General features: G+C 73.1%; 17 protein-coding genes and 1 pseudogene. 5 read left to right on the forward strand and 13 right to left on the reverse strand.

All coding sequences use genetic code 11. The features are described 5' to 3' along the window. Positions 1 to 465: 465 nt before the first annotated feature. The 3 genes from typA to ACGF1Z_RS33970 form a co-directional block, all read right to left on the reverse strand. Positions 466 to 2,367: a translational GTPase TypA gene (gene typA / locus ACGF1Z_RS33960; protein ID WP_393010228.1), complete on the reverse strand. Its 1,902-nt coding sequence runs from the start codon at positions 2,365 to 2,367 to the stop codon at positions 466 to 468. Positions 2,368 to 2,652: 285 nt separating this feature from the next. Continuing rightward, on the reverse strand, positions 2,653 to 5,043 hold the full coding sequence (locus ACGF1Z_RS33965) for an ABC transporter family substrate-binding protein (protein WP_393010230.1): 2,391 nt from the start codon (positions 5,041 to 5,043) through the stop codon (positions 2,653 to 2,655). 512 nt (positions 5,044 to 5,555) lie between these two features. Next, positions 5,556 to 6,602, reverse strand: a complete 1,047-nt coding sequence (locus ACGF1Z_RS33970; protein WP_393010232.1) for a hypothetical protein — start codon at positions 6,600 to 6,602, stop codon at positions 5,556 to 5,558. 115 nt (positions 6,603 to 6,717) lie between these two features. Between ACGF1Z_RS33970 and ACGF1Z_RS33975 the strand changes: the two genes are divergently transcribed. Both ACGF1Z_RS33975 and ACGF1Z_RS33980 read left to right on the forward strand, forming a co-directional pair. After that, positions 6,718 to 8,841, forward strand: a complete 2,124-nt coding sequence (locus ACGF1Z_RS33975) for a TPM domain-containing protein (protein ID WP_393010234.1) — start codon at positions 6,718 to 6,720, stop codon at positions 8,839 to 8,841. A gap of 84 nt (positions 8,842 to 8,925) precedes the next feature. Further along, positions 8,926 to 9,039 (forward strand): annotated as a pseudogene (locus tag ACGF1Z_RS33980) (PspA/IM30 family protein); the annotation flags it as partial. Positions 9,040 to 9,137: 98 nt separating this feature from the next. Here ACGF1Z_RS33980 and ACGF1Z_RS33985 read toward each other — a convergent pair. From ACGF1Z_RS33985 to ACGF1Z_RS34010, 6 genes are all read right to left on the reverse strand, one after another. Further along, positions 9,138 to 11,744, reverse strand: a complete 2,607-nt coding sequence (locus ACGF1Z_RS33985) for a SpoIIE family protein phosphatase (protein ID WP_393010236.1) — start codon at positions 11,742 to 11,744, stop codon at positions 9,138 to 9,140. Positions 11,745 to 11,888: 144 nt separating this feature from the next. Beyond that, positions 11,889 to 12,311 (reverse strand): ATP-binding protein, encoded by a 423-nt coding sequence (locus ACGF1Z_RS33990; protein WP_393010238.1) that lies wholly within the window; start codon positions 12,309 to 12,311, stop codon positions 11,889 to 11,891. Positions 12,312 to 12,421: 110 nt separating this feature from the next. Beyond that, positions 12,422 to 12,922: a (deoxy)nucleoside triphosphate pyrophosphohydrolase gene (locus ACGF1Z_RS33995; RefSeq protein ID WP_393010240.1), complete on the reverse strand. Its 501-nt coding sequence runs from the start codon at positions 12,920 to 12,922 to the stop codon at positions 12,422 to 12,424. A 54-nt stretch (positions 12,923 to 12,976) separates the two neighbouring features. Further along, complete coding sequence (locus ACGF1Z_RS34000; RefSeq protein ID WP_393010242.1) at positions 12,977 to 13,156, reverse strand: SPOR domain-containing protein; 180 nt, start codon at positions 13,154 to 13,156, stop codon at positions 12,977 to 12,979. Positions 13,157 to 13,316: 160 nt separating this feature from the next. Continuing rightward, complete coding sequence (locus tag ACGF1Z_RS34005) at positions 13,317 to 15,044, reverse strand: purine-cytosine permease family protein (protein ID WP_393010244.1); 1,728 nt, start codon at positions 15,042 to 15,044, stop codon at positions 13,317 to 13,319. Positions 15,045 to 15,214: 170 nt separating this feature from the next. After that, positions 15,215 to 15,967 (reverse strand): GntR family transcriptional regulator, encoded by a 753-nt coding sequence (locus tag ACGF1Z_RS34010; protein WP_393010246.1) that lies wholly within the window; start codon positions 15,965 to 15,967, stop codon positions 15,215 to 15,217. A 224-nt stretch (positions 15,968 to 16,191) separates the two neighbouring features. On the opposite strand from ACGF1Z_RS34010, the gene ACGF1Z_RS34015 reads away from it, so the two are divergent. Then, positions 16,192 to 17,541 (forward strand): glycoside hydrolase family 18 protein, encoded by a 1,350-nt coding sequence (locus ACGF1Z_RS34015; protein ID WP_393010248.1) that lies wholly within the window; start codon positions 16,192 to 16,194, stop codon positions 17,539 to 17,541. A gap of 476 nt (positions 17,542 to 18,017) precedes the next feature. On the opposite strand, the gene ACGF1Z_RS34020 is transcribed toward ACGF1Z_RS34015, so the two are convergent. Next, positions 18,018 to 19,031: a DUF4190 domain-containing protein gene (locus ACGF1Z_RS34020; RefSeq protein ID WP_393010250.1), complete on the reverse strand. Its 1,014-nt coding sequence runs from the start codon at positions 19,029 to 19,031 to the stop codon at positions 18,018 to 18,020. Between the two features lie 293 nt (positions 19,032 to 19,324). Here ACGF1Z_RS34020 and ACGF1Z_RS34025 point away from each other — a divergent pair, with 293 nt between their 5' ends. Beyond that, positions 19,325 to 20,491, forward strand: coding sequence for a serpin family protein (locus ACGF1Z_RS34025; RefSeq protein ID WP_393010252.1), 1,167 nt, complete (start codon positions 19,325 to 19,327; stop codon positions 20,489 to 20,491). A gap of 66 nt (positions 20,492 to 20,557) precedes the next feature. On the opposite strand, the gene ACGF1Z_RS34030 is transcribed toward ACGF1Z_RS34025, so the two are convergent. Continuing rightward, positions 20,558 to 22,132, reverse strand: coding sequence for a S8 family serine peptidase (locus tag ACGF1Z_RS34030; protein ID WP_393010254.1), 1,575 nt, complete (start codon positions 22,130 to 22,132; stop codon positions 20,558 to 20,560). A 246-nt stretch (positions 22,133 to 22,378) separates the two neighbouring features. Between ACGF1Z_RS34030 and ACGF1Z_RS34035 the strand changes: the two genes are divergently transcribed. Continuing rightward, positions 22,379 to 23,500: a threonine synthase gene (locus tag ACGF1Z_RS34035; RefSeq protein WP_393010256.1), complete on the forward strand. Its 1,122-nt coding sequence runs from the start codon at positions 22,379 to 22,381 to the stop codon at positions 23,498 to 23,500. On the opposite strand, the gene ACGF1Z_RS34040 is transcribed toward ACGF1Z_RS34035, so the two are convergent. Then, a complete protein-coding gene (locus tag ACGF1Z_RS34040; protein WP_393010258.1) occupies positions 23,485 to 23,967 on the reverse strand; it encodes a cupin domain-containing protein in 483 nt (160 codons plus the stop codon). The two genes, ACGF1Z_RS34035 and ACGF1Z_RS34040, sit on opposite strands and share 16 nt — an antisense overlap. Before the next feature lie 84 nt (positions 23,968 to 24,051). Then, entirely contained in the window at positions 24,052 to 24,765 is a 714-nt protein-coding gene (locus tag ACGF1Z_RS34045) for a DUF4232 domain-containing protein (RefSeq protein ID WP_393010260.1), read from the reverse strand. Between the last annotated feature and the right edge of the window lie 402 nt (positions 24,766 to 25,167).

A 25,167-nucleotide genomic window follows, 5' to 3' on the forward strand; every position in this document is an offset into this window, starting at 1 on the left:
CTGCCGACACCCCTGACGGCGTTGCACTCAAGTGCCCCGAGTGTGCTCGTGAGTCGGCACTCCCCACAGTGCGTGACCCATTGACCCGAGCTCAATGGAGCCAACTATTAAGTACGTCCGGGCTGTAAACCACACTTAAGTGGTCTCGTTTTGACAACATCGCCAAGCCCCCGAAGACCGAAATCCGGACAAAGCGATCACAGACAGACAGCGACGAAACGGACCGTTAACACACGTTCCGGAGAGCGACGACCGATATCCGGACGCACGGCCCGCTAAATGTGGTTGACGAAACGTTGACAACGGGGCCGGTTCCCGACCCCGGCGGGGGCACTCCGGTCACGCTCCGGAAGCAGGTCGGAGGTACGCCGGGGCACGCCGGGGGTACGGCGAAGGGCCCGGCCCCCCGCACAGTGTGCAGGGGGCCGGGCCCTTGATGTGAGCTTTCGCTCAAACCCCGGAGGGTCAGCTGTTCTTGGCGCGGGACGCGGCGCGGGCACGCTCGCGCTGGTCCAGGTTGACCTTGCGGATGCGGACGGCCTCCGGGGTCACCTCGACGCACTCGTCGTCGCGGCAGAACTCCAGGGACTGCTCCAGGGAGAGCTTCCGCGGCGGCACGATGGCCTCGAACGAGTCGGCCGACGAGGACCGCATGTTCGTGAGCTTCTTCTCCTTGGTGATGTTCACGTCCATGTCGTCGGAGCGCGAGTTCTCGCCGACGATCATGCCCTCGTACACCTCGGTGCCGGGGTCGGTGAACAGCACGCCGCGCTCCTGCAGGTTGGTCATCGCGAAGGCGGTGACGGAACCGGCGCGGTCGGCGACCAGCGAACCGTTGTTACGGGTCTGCAGCGGGCCGAACCACGGCTCGTGGCCCTCGTGGATCGAGTGCGCGATGCCCGTACCGCGGGTCTGGGTCAGGAACTCCGTACGGAAGCCGATGAGGCCACGGGACGGGACGACGAACTCCATGCGGACCCAGCCGGAGCCGTGGTTCGACATGTTGTCCATGCGGCCCTTGCGGACACCCATGAGCTGGGTGACGGCGCCCATGTGCTCCTCGGGCACGTCGATCGTCATGCGCTCGACCGGCTCGTGGACCTTGCCGTCGACCTCCTTGGTGACGACCTGCGGCTTGCCGATGGTCAGCTCGAAGCCCTCGCGGCGCATCTGCTCGACCAGGATGGCGAGCGCGAGCTCACCACGGCCCTGGACCTCCCAGGCGTCGGGACGCTCGGTGTCGAGGACGCGCAGCGAGACGTTACCGATCAGCTCGCGGTCCAGACGGTCCTTCACCTGGCGCGCGGTGACCTTGCGGTCCTTGACCGCGGTCTTGGCGTCCGCGCCCTTGCCGGTGCCGCCGCGGCCGACGAGCGGCGAGGTGTTGGTGCCGATGACCATGGAGATGGCCGGCTCGTCCACCGTGATGAGCGGCAGCGCGACCGGGTTCTCCGGGTCGGCCAGGGTCTCGCCGATCATGATGTCCGGGATGCCGGCGACGGCACAGATGTCACCGGGGCCGGCGACCTCGGCCGGCTTGCGGGTGAGCGCCTCGGTCATCATCAGCTCGGTGATGCGGACGTTCTGGATCGAGCCGTCCCGCTTGATCCACGCGACCGTCTGGCCCTTGCGCAGCTCGCCCTGCTCGACGCGGAGCAGCGCGATACGGCCGAGGAAGTTGTCGGCGTCGAGGTTGGTGACGTGGGCCTGGAGCGGCGCGTCCTCCTCGAACGTCGGGGCCGGGACGTGCTCCAGGATCGTGGAGAAGAAGGGCTCCAGGTTGGTGGAGTCCGCCGGGACGGTGCCGTCCTCCGGCTTGGTCAGCGAGGCGATGCCGTCACGGCCGCAGGCGTAGACGATCGGGAACTCGATCTGGTCCTCGTCGGCGTCGAGGTCCAGGAAGAGGTCGTAGGTCTCGTTGACGACCTCGTCGATCCGGGAGTCCGGGCGGTCCGTCTTGTTGATGCAGAGGATGACGGGCTTGCGCTGCATGAGGGCCTTGCGCAGCACGAACCGGGTCTGCGGGAGCGGACCCTCGGAGGCGTCCACCAGGAGGACGACGGCGTCGACCATCGACAGACCGCGCTCGACCTCGCCACCGAAGTCGGCGTGACCGGGGGTGTCGATGATGTTGATCGTGATCGGGGCCCCGCCGTCCTTGGGGTGGTACTTCACCGCCGTGTTCTTGGCGAGGATCGTGATGCCCTTCTCACGCTCCAGGTCGTTCGAGTCCATCATGCGGTCGTCGAGCTGCTGGTGGGCGGCGAAGGCACCGGCCTGCTTGAGCATGGCGTCGACGATGGTCGTCTTGCCGTGGTCGACGTGGGCGACGATGGCGACGTTACGGATGTCGTGGCGCGTGGGCATGGGTGGCTTGCGCTTCTCTCGGATCGTGGGAATCGGCGTCAGTTCCTCTTACGCCCGCCGGGCGGACGCGCCACGGCTATGTCCTATGGTACGGGGCTGCCGTGCAAGGGGCTTCCCCGGAGGGATCCGAGAGGGTCTACTAGGAGATTTCAGGGTGTGGGGAAGATCATGCGACCGGGTCAAGGGGTCGACATGATCCTGCCCGCCGGGGTCACCGGCGGGCAAGGAAATTGAGCTGCTTCTGAGCTTGCGACTTGGACTTTCGGCGGCTTTAGGGTATTGCGCTCACTTGCGGGTGTTGCGCTCCGCGCCCTGGGCCGACTCCGGCTTCTTGTAGCCGATGTCCTGGTAGCGGGGGGCCGCGAAGCCCCAGGCTCCGGCGTTCACGATCTCGGGCCTGGCCGCCACCAGCTGGGGGCGCTGGTAGAGCGGGATGGAGCCGGCCGCGGCCCAGATCCGGGCGTCGGCCTGGCGGACCAGGTCGCGGGCCTCCTCCTCGTCGAGGGTGGCCGCCGCCTGGTCGAAGAGCTGGTCGATGCGGTCGGTGCCGACCCGGGAGTAGTTCTGCTCCACCAGGAGCGAGCCGTCGGAGGCCGGCTCGGGCTTGGCGTAGATCGGCCGGGCGTCGGTCGCCGGGAAGGCGGTCGCCGGCCAGGAGTAGAGGGCCAGGTCGTAGTCGCCGGAGGCGATGTGGTCCTTGAAGAAGCTCTCGTCGGAGACCTTGGTGACCTCGGTGCGGATGCCGACGGCGTCGAGCATCCGCACGATCCGGTCGCCGACCGCCCGCAGCGACTCCGAGCCGGGTCCCGAGGGCAGGACGAAGCGGAGGCTGAGCGCCTTGCCGTCCTTGCCCAGGCCCTTCGCGGCACCGTCGGCCGCGGCCGGGGCGGCCGTACCCCGCGGGGCGTAGGCGCCGGCCACCGGCTTGGCGGGGTGCGCCTGGAGCTGCGACTGCGCCTGGGGGCCGGGGCCGCCCGTGTCGAGGGCGGCGGCCTGACGGAGCAGCGCCGCGCTCTGGAGGGCGGCGACGGGGGCCGGGGCCAGGATGTTGGTGCCGTTCTCGGGGCCGCCCGCGCCGATCAGCGGGGCGGTCGCCCGGCGCCCGCCCGGCTTGTCGTCGCCGACGATGTAGAGGCCGTCGTCGGAGGCGGCGTCGGCCTCCTTCGCCGGCGCCTTCTCGTCGGTCTTCTTCTCCGCCTTCTTCTCGGCGTCCGGCTTCCGGGACTGCTTGTCCGTGGCCTCGCTGCCCGCCTTCGTCCCGGCGGACGGCTTCTGCAGCGCCCCGCCCGGCACCCAGCCCGCGTCGGCCAGCAGCGCCCGCGCCTCCTTGGTGTCCTGGCTGCCGAGCGCGTCGCTGCTGTCGGTGTACGCGGCCTGGCCGGCGAGCGCGAGGTGGCTGCCCGGGGGCCTGGCCGGGAGCCCGAGGGGCTTGAGCACCGTCTCGGCCAGCTCCTGGCGGTCGATGGCGCGGGCGACCGCCCGGCGCACCCGCTCGTCGGCGAGCGGCCCGGACTCGCCGTTGAGGGAGAGCTGGGTGTAGGCGGGCTCCAGGGACTTGCGGACCACGAACCGGGCGAGGCCGTTCTGCTCGGCCGCGTACCGGGCGACGGCCTGCTGGTTCTTCTCGCGGGCGGCCCGTACCTCCTCGGCCTTCTCCTCGTCGGAGCCGTAGGCGAGCGCCCAGGACTTCAGGGCGGCCGCGGGGGTGGTTCCGGAGCCGGGCCCGTGGGCGGGCGGCTGCGCGCCGCTCCGGCCGGACCGGGCATCACGGGCGGCGAGGGCGATCCGCTCGGCGACGGCCCGGTCGATCTCGGCGAGGTCCAGCTTGCCGGCGGCGAGCGCGGTGGCCCGTTCGGCGCGGGGCACCGCGGTGAGGACGAGCGTGTCGAGCTTGGCGTTCTGCCCCCACCAGCGGGGGTTGCGGGCGAGCGTGACGCTGCCGGTCTTCCGGTCGATCGTCTTGAGAAGGAACGGTCCTGCAGTGGCCTTCAGGGAGGCGCGGGCTCCGTCGTTGAAGGCGCTCGGGGAGCCCATCACCTCCTTCGGGTAGAGGGGGGTGAAGAGCGAGCGCCAGTCGGCGTAGGGCTTGCCGAAGGTGACCCGTACCTGCAGGTCGTCCTTGCCGCGCTCGATCTTCTCGATCCGCTCGTAGCCGGCGTTGCGGGCCGTCCAGTAGGCGCTGTCCCGGCCGCTGAGCGCGCGCCACTGGGCGACGAAGTCCGGGGCGCCGATCTCGCGCCCGTCGCTCCACACCGCCTGCTGGTTGAGCTTGTAGAGGACGACCTGCTTGGGCTCCGTCTCGATGACTTCGGCGGATTCCAGGTAGTCCGGGTTCAGCCGCGGCCGGCCGCGCTCGTCGAGGGTGTGGAGGGCGGGCAGCACGGCGCCCGCGATGCGGGCGGTGGTGCCGTCGGCGTCGGCCTGGAAGGCGTTGAGGGTGGTGGGCAGCGCGTCGACGGCCCAGCGGAGGGTCCCTCCGTCGGCGACCCGGTCACGTGCGGCCGGCGCGTTGTCCTGGGCGGCGGCCGGCGGCTCGTCGCCGCTGTCGCCGGAGCTGCATCCCGCGAGGACGGCGAGCGCGAGGACCGCGCTGCCGAGGGTCGCGACGGAGCGGAGCGTGCGGGAGCGGGGGCTCCTGGAGCATGTCCTCCCGCGAGGGGCGCCGACCTGGGACATGACTTGTACCCCTTCGTCCAGTTTCATGCCATTTGGAGATGATCACACCTATTGCTCATCCACTGAAAAGGACGGAGCGGATCCGGCGACGGCGACACGGCGGCACGACCGGCAAACCCCACTCGTGCGGCCCAATCGCCCGGCGGCCGGGCGATTGGGCCACCGGGCCACTGGGCCCCCGGGCCCCGGTCGGGGCATCGGGCCGCCAGGCCGCCGCGGACGGGCGGTGGCGCGGACAGCGCGTCGGGGCGCCGGGCCGCAGACGGGCGGTGGCCGGGCCGCTGGGCCGCCGGGCGTCGGGGCGCGGACGGGCGGTGGCGCGGACAGCGCGTCGGGGCGCCGGGCCGCAGACGGACGGTGGCCGGGCCGCCGCGGACGGGGTGTCGCGGCGCGGACGGACCGCCCTACCGCCGAGCCCCGGGCCCCGGCCGGGGCGTCGGGCCGCCGCGGACGGCCGGTGCCGCGGCCACGGCCGCGGACGGCCGGCCCAAGGGCCGTCGCGGCCGATCAGGTCAGTGCCAGCCCTCCCGGTACGCCCGCCAGTCGCCCTCCTGCGCCGCGAAGTCCACGTACAGCGCCAGCCCGAAGCGCTCGCGGTCCGGGTCCGTGCGTCCGAGTCCGAGGCGCGCGCCGCGCACGGCGGCTGCGACGGTCTCGGCGGACTCGTGGTGCCCGAGGTCGTCCTCGTGGAAGAAGGGCAGACCCATGAGCAGGTCCGTGCCCTCGGGCGTCACCTCCAGCGCGAGGCTGGTCTGCTGGGCGACGTAGCCGCCGTACATCCCCTCCAGAGGCATCCAGGTGTCGTACGACATGACCGCGATCTGGTCGACCCTCCGGGCGACCTGTCCGAAGAACTCCTGCGACCACCATTTCTCGCTGCCGGAGAGCGCGCCGAGGGCGGAGTGGGCGCCCGGCAGCGGGTCTATCTGGTGCGAGGCGACCGAGAGCAGCGCCTTGCGCTGCCGGGTCAGCGCCCCGAGATCGTCGAGCAGTGACAGATAGTCACGGTCGTCGGAGTGCAGCGGCTCCAGGTCGAAGTGGACGCCGTCGAATCCGGCGTCGAGCACCTGCCGGGCCGAGGCCACGACCGCGGCCCGGGAGGCGGCGTCCTCCAGCCGCAGCCCGTCGGGCCCCTCGCCGGCGAGCACGTCGCCCAGCCAGGCGTGCACCCGTATGCCCGGCATCGTGCGGTGGACGGCGTCGACGAACGGGCGCGCCCGCGGATGGCGGGCGGCGGGCAGGGTGCCGTCGTGTTCGAGGGGCCCCGCATGGACGTACAGGTCACGTATGCCCGTGCCCTTGATCCGCTCGGCGAACGCGGCGAGGTCGGCGTCCTTCTTCCGGCCGTCGACCCAGGCGTGGCCGAGCCAGATGGCGTCCTTGCCCCGGGTCCTCGTCCCCTCGCGCACCTCGCCCGTGTAGTTGAGACGCAGGGCCGTGCCCGCGGCCAGCACCGGCACGACGAGCACGAGGACGAGACCGAGGACCCACCAGCGCCCCCGTCGCCACACGCTCTTCCATCGTCCGTTCACCCGGGCCCCCGAGGGTCGTCGTGTCACTGGAACCACCGTAACGATGGCTACCGACAGTGACGCGCCCCTGTGGAGAACGGTTTCCGCACGTCCGGCCCGGCCCGGTCGCGTGCCCCCCAAGCCCGGACATAGCCTCATTTCTGTGACACGGACAGCCGCCCGAGCCCTGCTGTCGGTGCTGGTGGCGGCGTGCTGGCTGGTCGGGCCCGCCGTTCCCGGCGCCCACGCCGACGACCCCGTCGTCCTGTCCCGGGAGGGGCAGATCACGGACCGCGTCGACGCTCCCGGCGACCGGCGCCCCGCGGTGGTCCAGGCCCTCGACCGGCTCCACGACGCCCGGCGAGTTCGGTTCCCCGGCGTCTCCGTACGGGACTTCTCCGGCCGCCCCGCTCAGGGCTGGGCCGACGCCACCACCGACCGCAGCGGCCTCGGCCGCGACGACGTCCTGCTCGCCGTCGTCACCCACGACCGGCGGTTCGGCCGTTCCGCCGCCCCGGACGCGCCCCTCACCCAGACCCGGCCCGACGACGTGGCCCGCACCGCCGTCGAGCCGGCGCTGCGCCGGAGCGACCGGGCGGGCGCGGCAACCGGCGCCGGGGACGGCCGCACGGCCGTCCCCGCCGGCCGGCCCGTGCCCGCCCCCGCGATCACTCCCGGACCCGCCGAGGCCGGCGGGGCGGCCGGTGACGCGACCTCCGCGACCGACCTGGTGCTGCCGGTGGTGCTGGTCGGAGGCGCCGGCGCCATCGCCGCGTACGCGTACACCAAGCGCCGCCGCCGGACCGCCACCCGCACCACGCCGGGCGGCGGGGGCTGGGGCTCCGCCGCCGGCGGCAGCGGCTGGGGCACACCGAAGGGACCCCCGCCGCCCCGCCTCGAGGAGCTCGACGGGCAGGCCCGGCAGGCGCTGGTCGCCACCGACGACGCGGTGCGGACCAGCCAGGAGGAACTGGGCTTCGCGACCGCCCAGTTCGGCGAGGAGGCCGCCACCCCGTTCACCGAGGCGGTGCGGTACGCGGAGAGCGAGCTCACGGCCGCGTTCCGGCTGCGGCAGCAGCTCGACGACGCGTTCCCCGAGGACGACGCGACCCGGCGGTCCCTGCTCGACGAGATCCTCAGGCGCTGCGCCGACGTCAACACCCGCCTCGACGCCGAGGCCGAGGGCTTCGACCGGCTGCGCGACCTGGAACGCAACGCCCCGCAGGCACTGGAGTCCGTCGAGGCGGCCTTCCGCGAGCAGGCCGCCCGGATGGGCACCGCGGAGGCGACGCTGACGGCGATGCGCGCGCGGTACACCGAGTCAGCGGCCGGCCCGGTGTCCGGGGACGTCGAACAGGCGAAGGACCGGCTGGTGTTCGCGACGACCACCGTCACCCGGGCCCGGCAGCGGCTGGACGCCGGTGACAGCGGCGGCGCCGCCGTGCAGATCCGGGCCGCCGAGGGCGCCGTCGACCAGGCCGCCCGGCTGATCGAGGCCGTGGACCGGCGGGCGCAGGAGCTCGCGGCGGCGGTGGGGAGGCTGTCCGGGGCGCTGGCCGGGACCGAGGCGGACCTGGCGGACGCCCGCGGGCTGCTCGAAGGCACCCCGGAGGGGGTGCCGGTGGCCGACCTGCGGGGCCGGATCGGGCGCGCCGGGGCGGTGCTCGCCGGCGTGCGCGCGAGGGTCGAATCCGAGCGCTACGACCCGATCGACGCGCTGCGCCGGGTCGATGAGGCGGATACGGCGCTCGACGAGGCTCTGGAGGGCGCGCGGGGGCGCGAGTCGGGCAGCAGGCGCGCTCGTGCGCTCCTGGACCGGGCGACGCTGACGGCCCGTTCGGCGGTCGGGGCGGCCTCCGACTTCGTCACCACGCACCGCGGGGCCGTGGGCGCGGAGGCCCGTACGCGCCTGGCCGAGGCCCAGCGGCGCCTGGAGCGCTCGGGGCAGCTGGCCGACGAGGACCCGCGGGCGGCGCTCGCGGAGGCGCGGCAGGCGGACCTGCTCGGCCGGCGGGCGCAGGAGCTGGCCGAGCGCGATGTGCGGTCGTACGGAAACCCGAACGGCCTGGGCGGTGTGCCGGGCGCGGGAGGTGCCGGCGGGGGCGGGCTGGGAGGGGCGGTGCTCGGCGGCATCATCCTCGGCGGACCGTTCGGGGAAGGACGGGGCCGGGGCGGCCACGGCGGTGGGCCGGCCGGGGGGTTCGGGGGCGGGGGCCTCGGCGGGGGGCCCGCCAGCTTCGGCGGCGGGGGTACACGCGGCCGGCTGGGCGGCGGCGGGCGTTTCTGAGGCCCGTCCCGGCGCTCGCCGGCCGATCCGTACAGCGCGTACGGCGCGTACGTCGCGTGCGGCGCGTACCCGAGGAGACCGGGCATGAGCAGGCGGACCGTCCCGGGCCGGGTCACCCGGTCGGCGAAGGCCGGCATCGACGCGCTCCCCGACCGGGCCGGGGATCCGCAGAAGACGCTGGACCAGCTGATCCGGGACGAGCTGGTCCGGGACGAGCTGATCCGGGACCGTGCGGCCGCCGGGGCTCAGGGGCGGTCGTGGACCGGCCGGGGCTGCGCCCGGACCGGTCCGGGGACTCAGAACATGCTGAGGAGCTGATCGACCGTCGGCTCGGCAAGGCCGTCGCCGTCGGGCAGCGGCAGCTCGAACCAGACGGTCTTGCCGCGCGGGGTGCGCCGCGAGCCCCAGGCCGCGCTGAGCAGTCCCACCAGCTGAAGTCCCCGCCCGCCCTCGTCGGTGTCCTTGGCCCGGCGTCGCCGGGGCTGGACGAGACCTGCGTCCCACACCTCGCAGACCAGGGTGCGGTCGCGCAGCAGCCGCAGCCGGATCTCGCCCTCGCCGTAGCGCAGGGCGTTGGTGACCAGCTCGCTGACGAGCAGTTCGACGGTGTCGATCAGGGGCTCCAGCTCCCAGGCGGTGAGCTGGGCGCGGGCCAGTTCGCGGGCCCGGCCGACCGAGCGGGGCTCCCTGGGGAGCCGCCAGTCGCCGACGGCCTCGGTGGGCAGCCCCTGGATGCGGGCCATGAGGAGGGCGATGTCGTCCTCGCCGTGCCGGGTGTCGAGGGTGGTCAGGACGTGGTCGCAGACGTCCTCGAGGGGTCGGCCGTGGTTCGCGAGGGCGCTGCGGAAGGCGCTCAGTCCCTCGTCGAGCGCGTGATCGCGGGATTCGACGAGCCCGTCGGTGTAGAGGGCGAGCAGGGCGCCCTCGGGCAGCTCGACCTCGACCTCCTCGAAGGGCTCGCCGCCGACGCCCAGCGGCATCCCCGGCGGTACGTCGAGGAGCAGCGCCTCCTCGCCGGGTTCGACGAGCACGGGCGGCAGGTGGCCCGCGTTGGCGAAGGTGCAGCGCCGGGTGACGGGGTCGTAGACCGCGTAGACGCAGGTGGCGAGGTAGACCTCGGAGAGCTCGGGGCCGCGGGCCTTGTGGGCCCGGGCGGACTGCTGGGCGCCGGCGGGGGCGCCGAGGCCGCGGGCGATCTCGTCGAGGTGGGAGAGGACCTCGGCGGGTTCGAGGTCGAGCTGGGCGAGGGTGCGCACGGCGGTGCGCAGTTCGCCCATGGCCACGGCGGCGCGCAGGCCCCGGCCCATGACGTCGCCGATGACCAGCGCGGTTCGGTGGCCGGGGAGTTCGATGACGTCGAACCAGTCGCCGCCGACCTCGGAGCCGACGGTGCCGGGGAGGTAGCGGCAGGCGATGTCGAGTCCGGCGGCCTCGGGGTCGCCGGGCGGCAGCAGGCTGCGCTGGAGGATGAGGGCCCGCTCGTGCTCGCGCCGGTAGAGGCGGGCGTTGTCGATGCAGACGGCGGCACGGGCGGCGAGTTCGACCGCGAGGGCGCGGTCGCGCTCGCCGAAGGGTTCGCTGCCCTTGGCCCGGGAGAACTGCACGAGGCCGACGACGGTGTCGTGGGCGACCATCGGAACCACGAGGGTGGACTGGACGAGGCTGCCGTCCGCACCGGGCACCGTGCGCACCCGGCCGGTGCGCAGGGCTCCGGCGCAGGGCGAGTTGAAGGGGTAGCGGTGGACCGAGCCGACCTCGATGGGCCCCGTGTCGCAGCACACCTCTCCGTCGGGGCCGGGGGCCCGGGTGGCCGTGTCGTCCCCGCTGGGGCGCGGCTTCCCGATCCGCGCGGGGGTGTCGGAGACGGCGCTGGCGACGGCGACGCGGCGCAGTTCGGCGCTGCCCGCCCCGTAGCCGACGTCGTGGGAGCTGCCCCAGCGCCCGGGCGGGGCCTCGTCGCCGGTCAGCAGCCCCTGGTAGAGGTCGACGGCGGCGAGGTCACAGAAACCGGGCACGGCGACGTCGAGGAGTTCGCGGGCCGTGGCCTCCAGATCGAGGGAGTTGCCGATGCGGGCGCCCGCCTCGTTCAGCAGGGCGAGGTTGCGGCGGGCGCTGGCGGCCTCGCGGGCGGCGTTCTGCCGGCGGGTGACGTCGATGCCGAGGCCGGCGACGCCGACGGGGCGGCCGGAGCCGCTGTGCACGCGGTAGAGGTTGATGGACCAGTGCCGCCGGTCGGTCGAGCCGGGAGCGGCGCCGGCGATCTGGAGGTCGGCGACGGACTCGCCGGTCTCCAGGACCTTGCGCAGTGCGGCGGTCATCCGCTCGGCCTCGGGCCGGGCGAGGTAGTCGTGCACGGTACGGCCGCGGTGGTCGTCGGCGCTGCCGCCGAAGACGGTGGCGAAGCGGCGGTTGGCCCGCTTCACGGTGAGGTCGGTGCCGAAGAGCAGGAAACCGAAAGGGGATTGGCCGAAAATGGCCTGCGAGGCGGCGAGGTCCGTCTCGATCCGGCGCAGCGCCCGGACGTCGACGACGATGCACAGTGCCGCCTTCTCCCCGCGCTCGGTCTCGCTGGGCATGACGTACATCTCGGCGATGCCGCGGGGCCTGTCCTCGCCGGGCATCCGGAAGGGGACGAGGCCCGTCCACTCCCTGCCGTCGAGGATCTCCTTGACCCTGCGATGTCCGCGCTCACGCAGGTCGGCGGGCATGAAGGCCTCGACCGGGTCCTTGCCCCTGGCCTCCTCGGCGGTCACGCCGAAGAGGTCCACGGCTCGTCTGCTCCACTGGTCGACGAGCCCGTCGGGACCTATCGAGAAGGAGGCGACCCGGATGTAGTCATAGATCGACCCGGGCGGGCTGCTCTGCCACACGACACCGCTCGGCGTCTCAGGTATCTCGCTCACGCGACCGTCCCCTCCAGCTCACCGCACCGGACCGGCCATGACCGAAGTATTCAGCACCACGGCCCCCGTCGGCACGACGTTCACGATCACAGGGTGGTCTCGTTCGTTTCCGGCCGAGTCCCGCTGATCGTCGTCCCACTCTCTTTACTCACCAGGGAGGGCCAGCTCGAACCACACGGTTTTCCCGGACCGCCCGGCACGGGTGCCCCAGCGGCGGGCGGAACAGGCCACGAGCTGGAGTCCGCGGCCTCCCTCGTCGTCGGGTCCGGCGGGACGTTCGGTGGGCTCGTCCGGAAGCGGATCGGAGACTTCCACGAGGAGGGCGGGGCCGTGTCCGGGGCCGGTTCCGTCGGGCTGCCGCCGGACCAGGCGCACGCCGATCGGCCCGGAGGCGTAGCGCAGGGAGTTGGTCACGAGCTCGCTGACCAGCAGCACGGTCACGTCACCGATCACCGAGTCGAGCTGCCAGGCCCTCAGGGTGTCCCGCACCGCGTGACGAGCCGTGCGCACGGCGTTGGCCTCCGCCGGAAAGTGCCACTCGGCGCAGTCGCCTTCGGTGTCGATCACGAGGCCCACGTCCTATTTCGGGGGGTTAATGGGCACATACCCGATATTCGGAGCGGGATATCGCGCCGGACTCCCCGGTGGGCGCACGGTGGCACGAACGGCGTAGGAGGTCAGTCGCGTACGCCGTCCGCCGGGGCGGCGGGGGCTTCCGGGCCGGGCGGCAGCAGCCGGGCCGCGGGGGCTTGCGGGCCGGGAGGCAGCAGCCGGGCGGCCTCGGCGACGGCGGGACGGTCCTGGTCGAGCCAGTCGACGGAGTCCAGCTCGTCGCGGGCGAGCCAGCGCAGCTCGTCGTGGTCCTCCAGCGGCTTCGGCTCGCCGGAGACGAGCCGGGCCGCCCACACCCGCAGGACGTATCCGGGCTTGAGCGGCCAGTCCCCGGGGATGCGCTCACCGGTCTCGGTCTCGACGCCGAGCTCCTCGCGCAGCTCGCGGACCAGCGCCTCTTCGGGGGTCTCCCCCGGCTCCTGCTTGCCGCCGGGCAGCTCCCAGCGGCCGGCGAGCTCGACGGGGGCGCTGCGTCGGGCGGCGAGGAGGCGCCCCTGGTGGCAGAGGGCCCCGGCGACGACCACGACAGGGTCGGGCGTCCCGGGGTCCGTTCGGCGATCGGTCATGGTGCGGAGCGTAACCCGGGCGTCGTCACCGGCCGCCCGGGCAGCGGCCGAGGGTCAGAGGGCGTGCTGTCCGACGCGCTCGACCCAGTAGAGCTGCTTGTGTCCGCGGTCGTCGAGGCTGTCGGCGACCTTCTGGGCCTCGTCCTTCGTCGCGTACCGGCCGACGCGGTAGCGGTTGCCGTTGTCGTCCTGACGTATGACCAGCCAGGCAAGGTCGGGACCGCTGTCGCTCATCGGGCTTCTCCCTCCGCCGGACCGGCCATGTCTGACGATCTCCTGGAAACCGCACTGCGCATATGCCGGAGCTTACGCCTGACCTTTACACAGCGGATACGGGTTTTCACAAAGAGATACGTATCTGGCCAGTAACAAACGGCGGAGGGAGGGCGACCGCTTAGCGGACGGGGCCGGCGGGGTCCGCGGAGGGTGCCCCCGGCACGGTCGGGACCGGCATCAGAACGGGTCCGGCCGCCGCGGGGTCCTTGCGGCAGACGTCGCCGCACGCCGCGTCGAGCGAGCAGCACAGCGAGCAGACCGGGCCGGAATGGGCCGGGCAGTCGACGATGTCGGGCAGCTCGTACGCGGTCTCGCAGACCCCGCACACATGGGTCGCCGTCACGTCGGCCACGTCCACGCCGGGTCCGTTCACCGGGTTCGGCCGGGCCAGGTAGTAGCGCCCCTTCGTCGCCCAGGCGATCAGCGGGCACAGCACCAGGGCGAGACCGGCCGCGAGGAAGGTCGAGAAGGCCTCCGCGTACGGCCCGAAGAGCCCGAAGAAGGCCAGGATGGAGACCACGGAGGCGATCACCATGGCCCCGAAGCCGGCCGGATTCACGGCGTACAGATAGGCACGCTTGAACTCGATGTAGGGCGGGCTCCAGCCGGCCCGCTTGTTGATGACGAGATCGGCGGCGACGGCGGCGATCCAGGCGATGCCGACGTTGGAGTAGAAGCCCAGCAGCCTGCCCAGGGCCGCGAACATGTTCATCTCCATCAGCGTCAGCGCGATGGCGAGGTTGAGGAAGATGTACCAGACCCGGCCCGGGTGGCGGTGCGTCAGCCGGGAGAAGAAGTTCGACCAGGACAGCGAACCGCTGTAGGCGTTGGTCACGTTGATCTTGATCTGGGAGACGATCACGAAGAGCGCGGCGGCCGGCAGCGCGAAGGATCCGAGCCACGGCTTCAGCGCCTCGATCTGCGGGGCGATCGGCTCCAGGGCGTGGGTCTTGCCGACGGCCTCCAGGGCGACGAACGCGAGGAACGCGCCACCGAGCTGTTTGGCCGCGCCGATGACCACCCAGCCCGGCCCGGCGGCGAGCACGGCGAGGTTCCAGCGCCGCCGGTTCTCGGCGGTCTTCGCCGGCATGAACCGCAGATAGTCGGCCTGCTCGCCGATCTGCGCGATGAGGGACAGCGCCACACCGGTGCCGAGCCCGAAGCCGATCCACGAGAAGCCGGCGCCCGCGCCCTCCGTGCCGCCGAAGGAGGCGAAGGCACCCCAGGCGTCCGGCGCCTCGAAGGCGAGGGCGAGGAAGGGCAGCACCATGCCGACGATCCACAGCGGCTGGGTCCAGGCCTGGACCTTGGCGAGCGCCCCCATGCCGCGGAAGACGATCGGGATGACGATCAGCGTCGTCACCAGATAGCCGACCTCGACCGGCAGCCCCACGGCCTGGTGCATGGCCTGGGCCATGATCGAGCCTTCGAGCGCGAAGAAGATGAAGGTGAAGGAGGCGTAGATCAGGGAGGTGAGGGTGGAGCCGAAATAGCCGAAGCCCGCGCCCCGGGTGATGAGGTCCATGTCGAGGCCGTAGCGGGCACAGGCGCGGGCGATCGGGATGCCGGTGAGGAAGATGATCACGGCGGCGGTCAGGATCGAGGCGAGACCGCTCGTGAAGCCGTAGGTGAAGACGATCGAGGCGCCGATGGCGAAGTCGGCGAGATAGGCGATCCCGCCGAGGGCGGTCCCGGCCACCGTGCCGGGCGACCAGCGCCTGAAGGAGTGCGGGGCGTAGCGCAGCGAGTAGTCCTCGCGGCTCTCGTCGGCGGCCAGCCGCGCATAGCGGCGGCGGGGCGGCGGGGCCGCGGAGGAGGAGGTGTCACGGGTGACCGTGTCCGTCATGGGGGCTCCTGTCGTCCGACCGGGGTGCGGGTACGGACGTGGAAGCTAGGAGCGGGGCGTGACGAACCGTCGCGGCCCGGCGTTGCCCCCGCGTTACGGAATCCGGCGCCCCGTCAACTCGGCGTGAACGCGCCCGGACACACCGCACCGCCCTTCGGTCGGCCCGCCCCTCACCGCACCGGCAGGTGGTACGCGATCCGGTAGCGGTCGGCGGGGACGACGACGTCGGCGGTCTCGACGGCCAGCCCCGACGCGTAATAGGTCCGCGCGACGACCATGACCACATGGCCGGGCACGCCCCCGAGGGTCAGCAGCTCCTCCGCGAGTCCGGGGCGGGCGCCGACCTCCTCCACCACGTTGTCCACGACCACGTCGATCGCGGCCATCCGCTCGACCACGCCGCAGCCGCCCAGCGGGCCCTCCTCGGGCAGCATCACCGGGGTCCGGCCGGTGACCCCGAGCGGCTCCCAGGAGGTGGAGAGCATCATCGGCTCACCGCCGTCCCGGAAGACGTACCGCGTGCGCATCACCCGCTCCCCCGGCTCGATGCCGAGCCGGGCGGCGACCTCGACGCTCGCCGGCTCCTGCTCGCTGCTCGACTCCCAGGTGCCGCGCGCCCCTTCGGCCGCCTGCTCCTGACGGAAGGGGTTGGCGCCGGACGGCGGCCGGTACCCGGAGCGGGCGATGCGGCGCGGGACGGGCCGCTCGCGGACATAGGTCCCCGAACCCGAGCGGCCCTCGACCAGACCCTCCGCCATGAGGACCTTGCGCGCCTCCAGTGCGACGGTGTCCGAGACCCCGTACTCCTCCCGGATGCGCGCCTGTGAGGGGAGCCGGGTGTGCGGGGGAAGCGAGCCGTTCGCGATCTTCGCCCGAAGATCACTCGCCACGCGCAGATAGGCGGGCTGCTCACCGAACGTCACTGGACACTCCCCTCAGCTTGACTGTGAGCTACAGCCTGACAACCGAGGGTGCGCACCCGCAAGCATGGGCCAGAGTTTCACCCGAAGTGATGATTCACCTTTACGTAAACCCTTCCCGCAGGTATAGCCACCGAACTCCCGTCGGAATCCTTGACGTTAATGGTCCAGACCAATACGTTCCTGTCCGCACGCTCCCTTCCGGCACCCGCACAGGAACGAGCCCCATGCGTCGCAGAACCCTTTCCCGGCTGTCCGTCGCCGCGGTCTCCCTCGGCCTCCTCGCGACCCTTGCGCCCTCCGCGGGCGCGGCCCCCGGCGCCCCGCCCGCGCACGACCACGGGGCGCGGCCCGCGTACAAGCGCGTCGGGTACTTCACCCAATGGGGCGTCTACGGACGCAACTTCCAGGTGAAGGATCTGGACACGAGCGGCACGGCGGCCAAGCTGAGCCACATCAACTACGCCTTCGGCAACATCGGCGCGGACGGCCGCTGCTTCACCGGCAACGTCCCCGGTGAGGCCGACGCCTGGGCCGACTACGTCCGCCCGCTCGACGCCGCCGGCTCCGTCGACGGCGTCGCCGACACCGCGGACCAGCCGCTGGCCGGCAACTTCAACCAGCTGCGCGAGCTCAAGGCCAAGCACCCCGGCCTCAAGGTGATGATCTCGCTGGGCGGTTGGAGCTGGTCCACCCACTTCTCGGACGCGGCCCGCACCCCCGCCTCCCGCAAGGCCCTGGTCGCCTCCTGCATCGACCTCTACATCAAGGGCGATCTGCCCGCCGACGGCACCCGCGGCGGCGCGGGAGCCGCCGCGGGCCTCTTCGACGGCATCGACATCGACTGGGAGTGGCCCGGCTCCGCGGGCGACACCGACACCGTCTTCCGCCCCGAGGACAAGCAGAACTTCACCGCGCTCGTCAGGGAGTTCCGCACCCAGCTCGACGCGTACGCGCGGTCCCGGAAGCAGCGCACGCACTACGAGCTGTCGGCCTTCGTGCCGACCGCCCCCGCCAAGATCGACGCGGGCTTCGAGGTCCGGAAGATCATGCGGGACCTCGACTTCGTCAACCTCCAGGGCTACGACTTCCACGGCAGCTGGGAGTCCACCACCGCCCAGCAGTCGGCGCTCTTCGCCGCCCGGGGCGACTTCAGCGTCGACCAGACCGTGAACGACTGGCTCCGGCGCGGCGCGCCCGCCCGCAAGCTCGTGGTCGGCATGCCCTTCTACGGCCAGGGCTGGACCGGGGTCACCGGCGGCGGCGACGGCCTCGGCCGACCCGCCACGGGCGCCGCGCCCGGCACCTGGGCGGCCGGCTCCGAGGACTACAAGGCGCTCAGGAAGCTCGCGGACGGCGGCGCGTTCACGGTCCACCGCGACCGGAGGAACGCCCACGCGTGGCTCTTCGACGGGACCACCCTGTGGACGTACGACGACCCGCAGGTCCTGCGCGCCAAGTCGGCGTACGTACGGGCCAGGGGCCTCGGCGGCGCGATGTTCTGGTCGCTCGACGGGGACACCCCGGACGGCGAACTGATCACGGCGGTGAACGGCGTCCTGGGCGGCCGCCGCTGAGGCACCGCCCTCGGCGCGCGGAGCCTTCGGGGTCGCGGCCCGTCGCGCGGCGCCCCCGGCGAGGTCCTCTCGCCGCAAGCCTCTCCCCCGACGCCTCCCGAGGCGTCACCCGGACCGCGGGCCGACCCCGCCTCGGACGGTCCGGCCGGGGCGGCGGTCGGTCACGGGCCGCCGTCCCCGGCCCGCCGTTCCGGCCCGCTGCCGGCGGGGCCGGGCCCCCTCCCGGGGCCCGGCCCCGCCGGCCTTCCCTGCCCGGCGCGGACACCGCCGCCCCGGACCGGCCCGGCCCCTCGGGCCCCGCCGGAACCGCTGCCCCACCGGGACGGCCGCCCGAACTCCGTACCGGCCCCGAGATCCCTCCCCGCCCGAACCCCGCACCGGCCCCGAATCTTTCCCCGCCCGAGCCCCGCACCGGCCCCGGATCCCTCCCCGCCCGGCCCCCGGCCCGCCCGGCCGGCCCTCCGCCCGGCCTCACCTCAGGCCTTCTCGCCACTGTCCTCCAGCGTGTCGGTGAGCCCCAGCGCCGAACGCGGCGCGGTCTCGAAGTCCGTGGAGAGGGCGTCGAAGGCGAGGTCGTACGAGGCCCAGAAGGCGCCCGCGTCCTTCGCCGTCGCCAGCTCGTGCCAGGTCCGCGCGGCGGCGTCCAGCTTCTTCGCCAGCTCGCCGACCGGCTTCGCGGACGCCCCGGACCAGCTGTGCCCGTGCAGTCCGGCGCTCGCCGCGGTGACCGCGTGGTGCACCTTCCGCGCCCAGGCCCTGTTGGCGGCGAGGTCGGTGTCCGCGTCCTCCTCGGGCTCCTCGACGAGGGCGTCGTCGATCGGGTTCATGCTCCTCAGGTAGTGCACCTGGTGGACGTCGAGGGTGGTCGCGTCGCTGCGCAGGGAGCTGGTGAGGGGCGTCTTCTCGGAGGCGAACGCGCAGGTCACCGTCCGGTCGCCGGCCCGCCAACTCTGCTTGCTGGGCAGGTAGTAGTAGGTCACCGCCGACTCCGGGACGGCCCACGCGTCCATCGCGTAGGCGCTGTTCGTCGAGTCGCAGCGCTGCTCGGCGATGCGGTCGATCGCGTCCTCGCCGGGCCATGACGAGAAACCGGTGACCTTGAAGCCGCCGGTCACCTCGCCCTCGTGCGGCTTGGTGCACGGGACCGTCTTCACGTCGGTCGTGTACGACTCCATCTTGCCGTCGATACGGAAGCAGTCGCCCTTGCGCAGGGTGAACGGCGAACCGGAGGCCGCGGCCTCGTCGAAGCCCTTCTTGAAGTCCCGCCAGGCGTCGCCGAATCGGCCGGTCGCGAGGCCGAGCATCAGCGACAGGCAGGCGAGGGAGGACAGGATGATGCCCGCGATGGCCAGCCCCTTGCCCTGCTGCTGCCGCTTCCGGATCTGCGGCAGGGCGATGAGGCCGAAGACGAGGCCGAGCGGCGGCAGGCAGCACACGATGCCGGAGACGAGGGAGGCGACGGCCAGGCCGTTGGTGGTCCGGCGGGGCACGCCGTAGGGACCGGGAACGCCCGGAGCGCCGGGCCCGTAGGGTCCGTACGGTCCGGCCGGCGGCGAGGTGTACGGACCCGGGGACGCGTACGGGCCCGGGGCCGCGTAGGGCCCGGTCGCAGGCGCCCGGCCGGGCGGGGGCCACTCCGCAGGCGGCTGCGGGGGCTGCTGCGGGGCCGGGGAATCCTGAGGCGGCTGGGACGGGTCCACGAGTACGGTGCTCCTGATGGGGCGGGAGAGTCGGGGAATCGAACGGGCGCGCGCATCGTACGTGGTCCGGGGGCGGGGGCGGAATGCGGGTCTCGACGGTACGGGCGGTCAACCGCCTCGCAGCACGCTGGGCCGGCGCCCTCCCCGCGGACGGCGGGGACACCGTGCTGTCCGCGACCGGCGTCTGGCCGCTGCTCGCCTTCCTCGCGGACGGCGCCGCCGGCCCGGCCCGGGACGAGCTGGAGGACGCGCTCGGGCTGCCCGCCGACCGTGCGGCGGAGGCGGCGCGCGAACTGCTCGCGGGACTCGCGGCGATCCGCGGGGTCGCCTCGGCCGTCGGCCTGTGGGCCCGGCCTGACCTGGAGCTGCGCGCCCCCTGGGTCGCGGGGCTCCCCCCGGCGACGCTCGGTCGCTTCACCGGCGACGGCCCGGCCGACCGGAAGGCCCTGGACACCTGGGCGGCCGAGTGCACGGAGGGCCTGATCCCGGCGATGCCCGTCCCCGTGGACGAGCGGACGGAGCTGGTGCTCGCCTCGGCCCAGGCCGTACGGACGACCTGGCTTCGCCCGTTCTGGGAGCGCCGGACGCGACCGGCGCAGGGACCGTGGGCCGAGCGGACGGTCTCCTTCCTGCACCGGACCACGTCCCTGCTCGACCGGGTCGGCGTGGCCGAGACGGCGGCCGGCCCGCTCACGGTCCTCAAGGTGCTCGGTGCCACGGGTGTCGACGTGCATCTCCTCCTGGGCACCGAGGGGGCGGGGAGCGCCGACGTGCTGCGGGCCGGACTCGACGTCCTCGGGGGCGGACGCCCGCTCGTCACCGGCGACCGGCTCCCGCCCGGCGCGCCGGGCCCGGGTCTGCGCGTGGACACCGTGCGCAGTACCGGCCGCGACCCGCGGCTCTCGGTGGCGACGCCCGCCTTCTCGCTCGCCGCCGGGCACGATCTCCTCGCGCACCGCGAGGTCTTCGGCCTGACGACCGCGAGCGACAGCGGCCGCGGGCACTTCCCCGGGGTCGCCGAGGAGCCGCCGGCGATCGCGGAGGGCCGTCAGTCGGCGGTCGCCCGCTTCGACGCCGAGGGCTTCGCGGCGGCGTCGGTGACGGCGTTCGGCGTGGTGGGCTGCGCCGCCCCCCGCACCACGTACCGGGTGCGGCGCGTCGCTCTCACCATCGACCGCCCCTTCGGGTTCCTCGCCGTGCACCGCACCTCGCGGCTGGTCCTCACGGCGGGCTGGGTGGCCCGGGCATGACGGAGGGGCGGCCGCCGGTCCGGCGGCCGCCCCTCGTCTACGGGTTCGGCAGGCGACGCGGGGGCGTCAGAACTGCAGCGCCCAGGAATCGATCTTTCCGGTGTCGTAGTTCGCGTTGTCGGTGACGCGGAGCTTCCACGTGCCGTTCGCGGCCTCGGAGGAGGCGTTGACGGTGTACGTGGTGTTGATGTTGTCCGCGCTGCCGCCGGTGCCGAAGGCCTTCAGCGTGTACGCCGATCCGTCGGGGGCGATCAGCTGGACCTGGAGGTCGCCGATGTACGTGTGGACGATGTTCACCGGCACCTGGAGGGCGGCCGGGGCGTTGCCCGTGACGCCGCTGACGGTGACCGGGGACTCGACGGTCGCGTTGTCGTTGATCGCGTAGTCCGCGGTGTTCTCGAACCGCGGCCCCGGCGGGGTGGTGGTGCCGCCGCCCACGTAGAGCAGCCGGTTCGGAGAGCCGGTGCCCGGGCTGGTGACGACGTTCGGGGTGGCCGCGGCGACGAGGGCGGAGGAGACCTGCGCCGGGGTGGCCGTCGGGTTGGCGGCCAGGTAGAGGGCGGCGGCGCCGACGACGTGCGGGGTGGCCATCGACGTTCCGGAGATGGTGTTGGTGGCCGTGTCGCCGGTGTTCCACGACGAGGTGATCGAGGAGCCGGGCGCGAACAGATCGAGGCCGCTGCCGTAGTTGGAGTAGCTGGCCCTGGCGTCGCTGGACGTCGTCGCGCCGACGGTGATGGCCTCGGCGACGCGGGCGGGCGAGTGGTTGGCCGCGTTGTCGGTCTCGTTGCCGGCGGCGACCCCGTACGTGACGCCGGAGGCGATCGAGCGGCGGACGGCGTCGTCGAGCACGGTGTCGACCCCGCCGCCGAGGCTCATGTTGGCGACGGCCGGCTTCACGGCGTTCTGGGTCACCCAGTCGATGCCGGCGACGACCTGCTCGGTGGTGCCCGAGCCGGAGTTGTCGAGGACGCGGACGCCGACGATCTTCGCCTTCTTGGCGACGCCGTACGTGTTGCCCGCGACGGTGCCGGCGACGTGCGTGCCGTGGCCGTGGCCGTCCTGCGCGGTGTTGTCGTTGTCGATCGCGTCGTAGCCGTAGGAGGCCCGGCCGCCGAAGTCGCTGTGGGTGATGCGGACGCCGGTGTCGATGATGTACGCCGTGACGCCCTGGCCCGCCGTGTCCGGGTAGGTGTAGCTCTGGTTGAGCGGGAGCGCCTTCTGGTCGATCCGGTCGAGGCCCCAGGACGGCGGGGAGGGCTGCGTGCCGTCGACGTGGAAGACGCGGTTCTGGCTGACGGACTCGACGGCCGGGTCGGCGGCGAGCTTCCTGGCCTGCGCCTCGGGGAGTTCGACGGAGTAGCCGTTGAGGGCCGCGGTGTACGTGCGCCGGATCTTGGCGCCGAACTTCGTCGCGACGGCACGTCCCTTCGCGGTCTCCGCCTGGGCGGCGGACTCGCGCAGGGTGACGATGTAGCTGTTCGCAACGGTCCCCTCCGCGCCGGCGTTCAGGATGACGCCTTCGGCGGTGGTCCCGGCGGCGGTGGCCGGGAGGGCGGAGAGGGAGCCGAGCGCAAGGGCTGCGACGGCTATGGCACCGGCGGCGGCGAGTCTGCGCCGCGAGTCACGCATCACGGACATGTGAGGGGTCCTCCTCATCGGGTGGTGCGCTGCTGTGGGGGTCGTGGTGCTGGGGAACGGGGGTGGCACCGGTGGAGCTGTTGAACCGGCAACCGACTATCAGGTACATGACAAGACGGCAGAGGGAAGCCTCCGCCGCCCGCCGTCTCCGGCGTCATGTCCGGCTGCCGAGCGAAAGATTGACCGATCCATAGGAATCCCACAAGGGCTACGGGCCGCACGTCACACAGCCGCCACACGCCTGCCATGCTGGGGATCATGAGCGCCTACGTGTGCCCCCGCTGCCGGACGCACGCCCCCGCGTCCGCCCTCACCTGGTGTTGTCCGCACTGCCGTGGTCCGTGGGACCTCGACTTCACCGCCGCGCCGGTGCCCCTCGCGTCCCTCCCGTCACGTGTGAATTCCTTGTGGCGTTACACGGAGGCCCTGCCGCTCGCCACGGGAACACCCCGGGTGACCCTCGGCGAGGGCCGGACCCCCCTGGTCCCGCTCACCGACACCGTCTCGGCCAAACTCGACTTCCTCATGCCCACGTTGTCCTTCAAGGACCGGGGTGCCGTCATGCTCGCCGAGCTGGCGCTGCGGCTGCGGCCGCGCACCGTGATCGCCGACAGCAGTGGCAACGCGGGCACGGCCGTCGCCGCGTACTGCGCCCGCGCCGGCCTCGACTGCGCCGTGTACGTCCCGGAGGGGACCTCCCCCAAGAAGCTGGAGCAGATCCGCGCCCACGGCGCCCGCGCGGTCGTGGTGGCCGGCGACCGGGAGGCGACCGCCCGGTCGGCGCGCGAGGCGGCGGACGCGCCCGACGTGTTCTACGCCTCGCACGTGTACAACCCGCACTTCCTGCACGGCACGAAGACCTACGCCTACGAGCTCTGGGAGGACCTCGGCGGCCGGCTCCCGGACACCCTCGTCGTCCCCGTCGGCAACGGAACGCTCCTGCTCGGCGTGGCCCTCGCCGTCGAGGAGCTCCATGCCCACGGGCTCGTCGACCGCCGCCCCGCGCTCGTCGCCGTCCAGGCCGAGGCCGTGTCCCTGCTGGCCGCCGCCTTCCACGCGGGCGCGGACGACCTGCCGGGCCCGGCGGAACCGCGCCCCACCCTCGCCGAGGGCATCGCGATCCCGAACCCGCCTCGCGCGGCCCAGATCCTGCGGGCGGTACGCGCGAGCGGCGGCACCTTCCTCACCGTGACGGAGGGCGCGATCCGCACCGCCCAGGCCGACCTGGCGCGCCGCGGCCTGTACGTGGAGCCGACGGGCGTCGCCTGCTGGGCGGCCGTCCGCGCCACGCCCCGCCCCGGAACCACCGTGGTCCCGCTGTGCGGCGCGGGCGCGAAGACGGGAATGGCCGGTCAGTCGGTCCAGTAGGTGTCGTGCCTGACGAAGAACTCGGTGCGCTCCTCGTCCGTCATTCCGGCCACCGTCGACACCTTCTCGAAGTACTCCTCGCGGGGCGCGCCGGGCGCGAACAGCAGCAGCATGGAGGCCGGCTCGTCCGCGTCGTTCCGGAAGGCGTGCAGCCCGCCGGTGGGCACGTACAGGAAGTCGCCCTTCTTCGCGTCGACCCACTGCCCGCCGTCGTAGAGCCGCACGGTGCCGTCGAGGACGAAGAACGTCTCGGAGATGGTCCGGTGGAAGTGGGTGGCGGGCCCGCCCGCCCTGGCCTGCATGTCGATCCGGTAGAGCCCGAACTCACCGCCGGTGGAGGCGGTGGTCGCGAGATAGTGCGTCCGCGTGCCGCCCGGCGAGACGAACTCCGGGGGCGTGCCGGCGGGCCGGAAGGCGGCGCTGATCTCGCCCGTCTCACCGTGGTAGCGGGCTTCGGGGTACGACATGGGCGGCTCCGTTCGTCGATGCCACGGGGGCTGTCCCCTTCCTACCGGAACCGCCCCCGGACCGCCGCCGATTCCCCGCGGGGATCAGAACTCGTCGGCGCCGTTGCGCAGTTCCGGCGTCCAGTACCCGGTCTTGGCGGCGGCCTCGTCGACGGCCAGGCCACCGGCCGGAGCCTTCACGACCACACTGCCCTCGGCGGGGTCGCTGCCGGCGAACAGGTTCACGTTGAACGAGCTCACGACCTTGTTGTCCTCGTGCGCCCCACCGAGCGCGACCCGCACGTTGGCGTACGCCGGGGCGCCCGGCTCCAGGACCACGGGCGCGGCCGGCTTGCTCTTCGCCACCGCCGGAACGTCCTTGGCGGTCTGGATCTCGCCGAAGGCGATCAGCGGGTAGCCGTCGAGCCGGCAGGCGCGGCCCGACGTGTTGGTCGCGGTGAGCACGATGTGCTCGGTCGGCGTCTCGTCCACCTTGGCCGCGGTGATCTTCACGTCCCGGTAGGTGCAGGACGCTGCCTGGGAGGAGCCCTTGGAGGTCTTGGACGTCTTGGTGGCGGACGTACCGCCGGTGCCGCTGTCGCTGCCGCCGGCGGACCCGCCGCCCGACGTGCTGTTCCCGGCCACGACGGAGGACGTGGACGCCGAGGCGGAGGCGGCGGCGCTCGGCGCGCCGGCGCTCGCGGAGGCCGCGGCACCCTCGTCCCTGGTCCCGTCGTTCCCGCCGCAGGCGGTGAGGCCCAGCGAGAGGGCGGCGATGCCGGCGACGGCCAGGACGGTGTACTTGCGCTGCGTACGCATGGTGGTTCTCCCCCGTAAGAAGGTCCGGACGGCCCGAACCCGGTGACGTCTACACCTTCCCGCGCGCTCTTACCGTCCTGCTTGCGTACGGCTAACGCCCCGCTGTCGCCCCCCGGCGACCGGCCCCATACGCCCCCGGGCCTGCCCTCGGTGTCGCATGGAGGGCGGGGTGGAACGATCCGTCACCGGAAGGCAGGAAGGCCGCCATGCACCTGCGCACATCTACGCGACGGGTGATCCGGAGCGTGTCGGCGGGGCCGCCGAAGCCCCTCGTTACGGCCGTACACCGCATCGCTGACGCCGGCCTGTGAACGCAGAAAAGCCCCGCACCATAAGGTGCGGGGCTTTCCCACAATGATTGTTCGGCGGCGTCCTACTCTCCCACAGGGTCCCCCCTGCAGT

Origin of the sequence: Streptomyces sp. NPDC048018 (assembly GCF_043202995.1) — a bacterium.
In the GTDB taxonomy this organism is placed as follows: Bacteria; Actinomycetota; Actinomycetes; order Streptomycetales; family Streptomycetaceae; genus Streptomyces.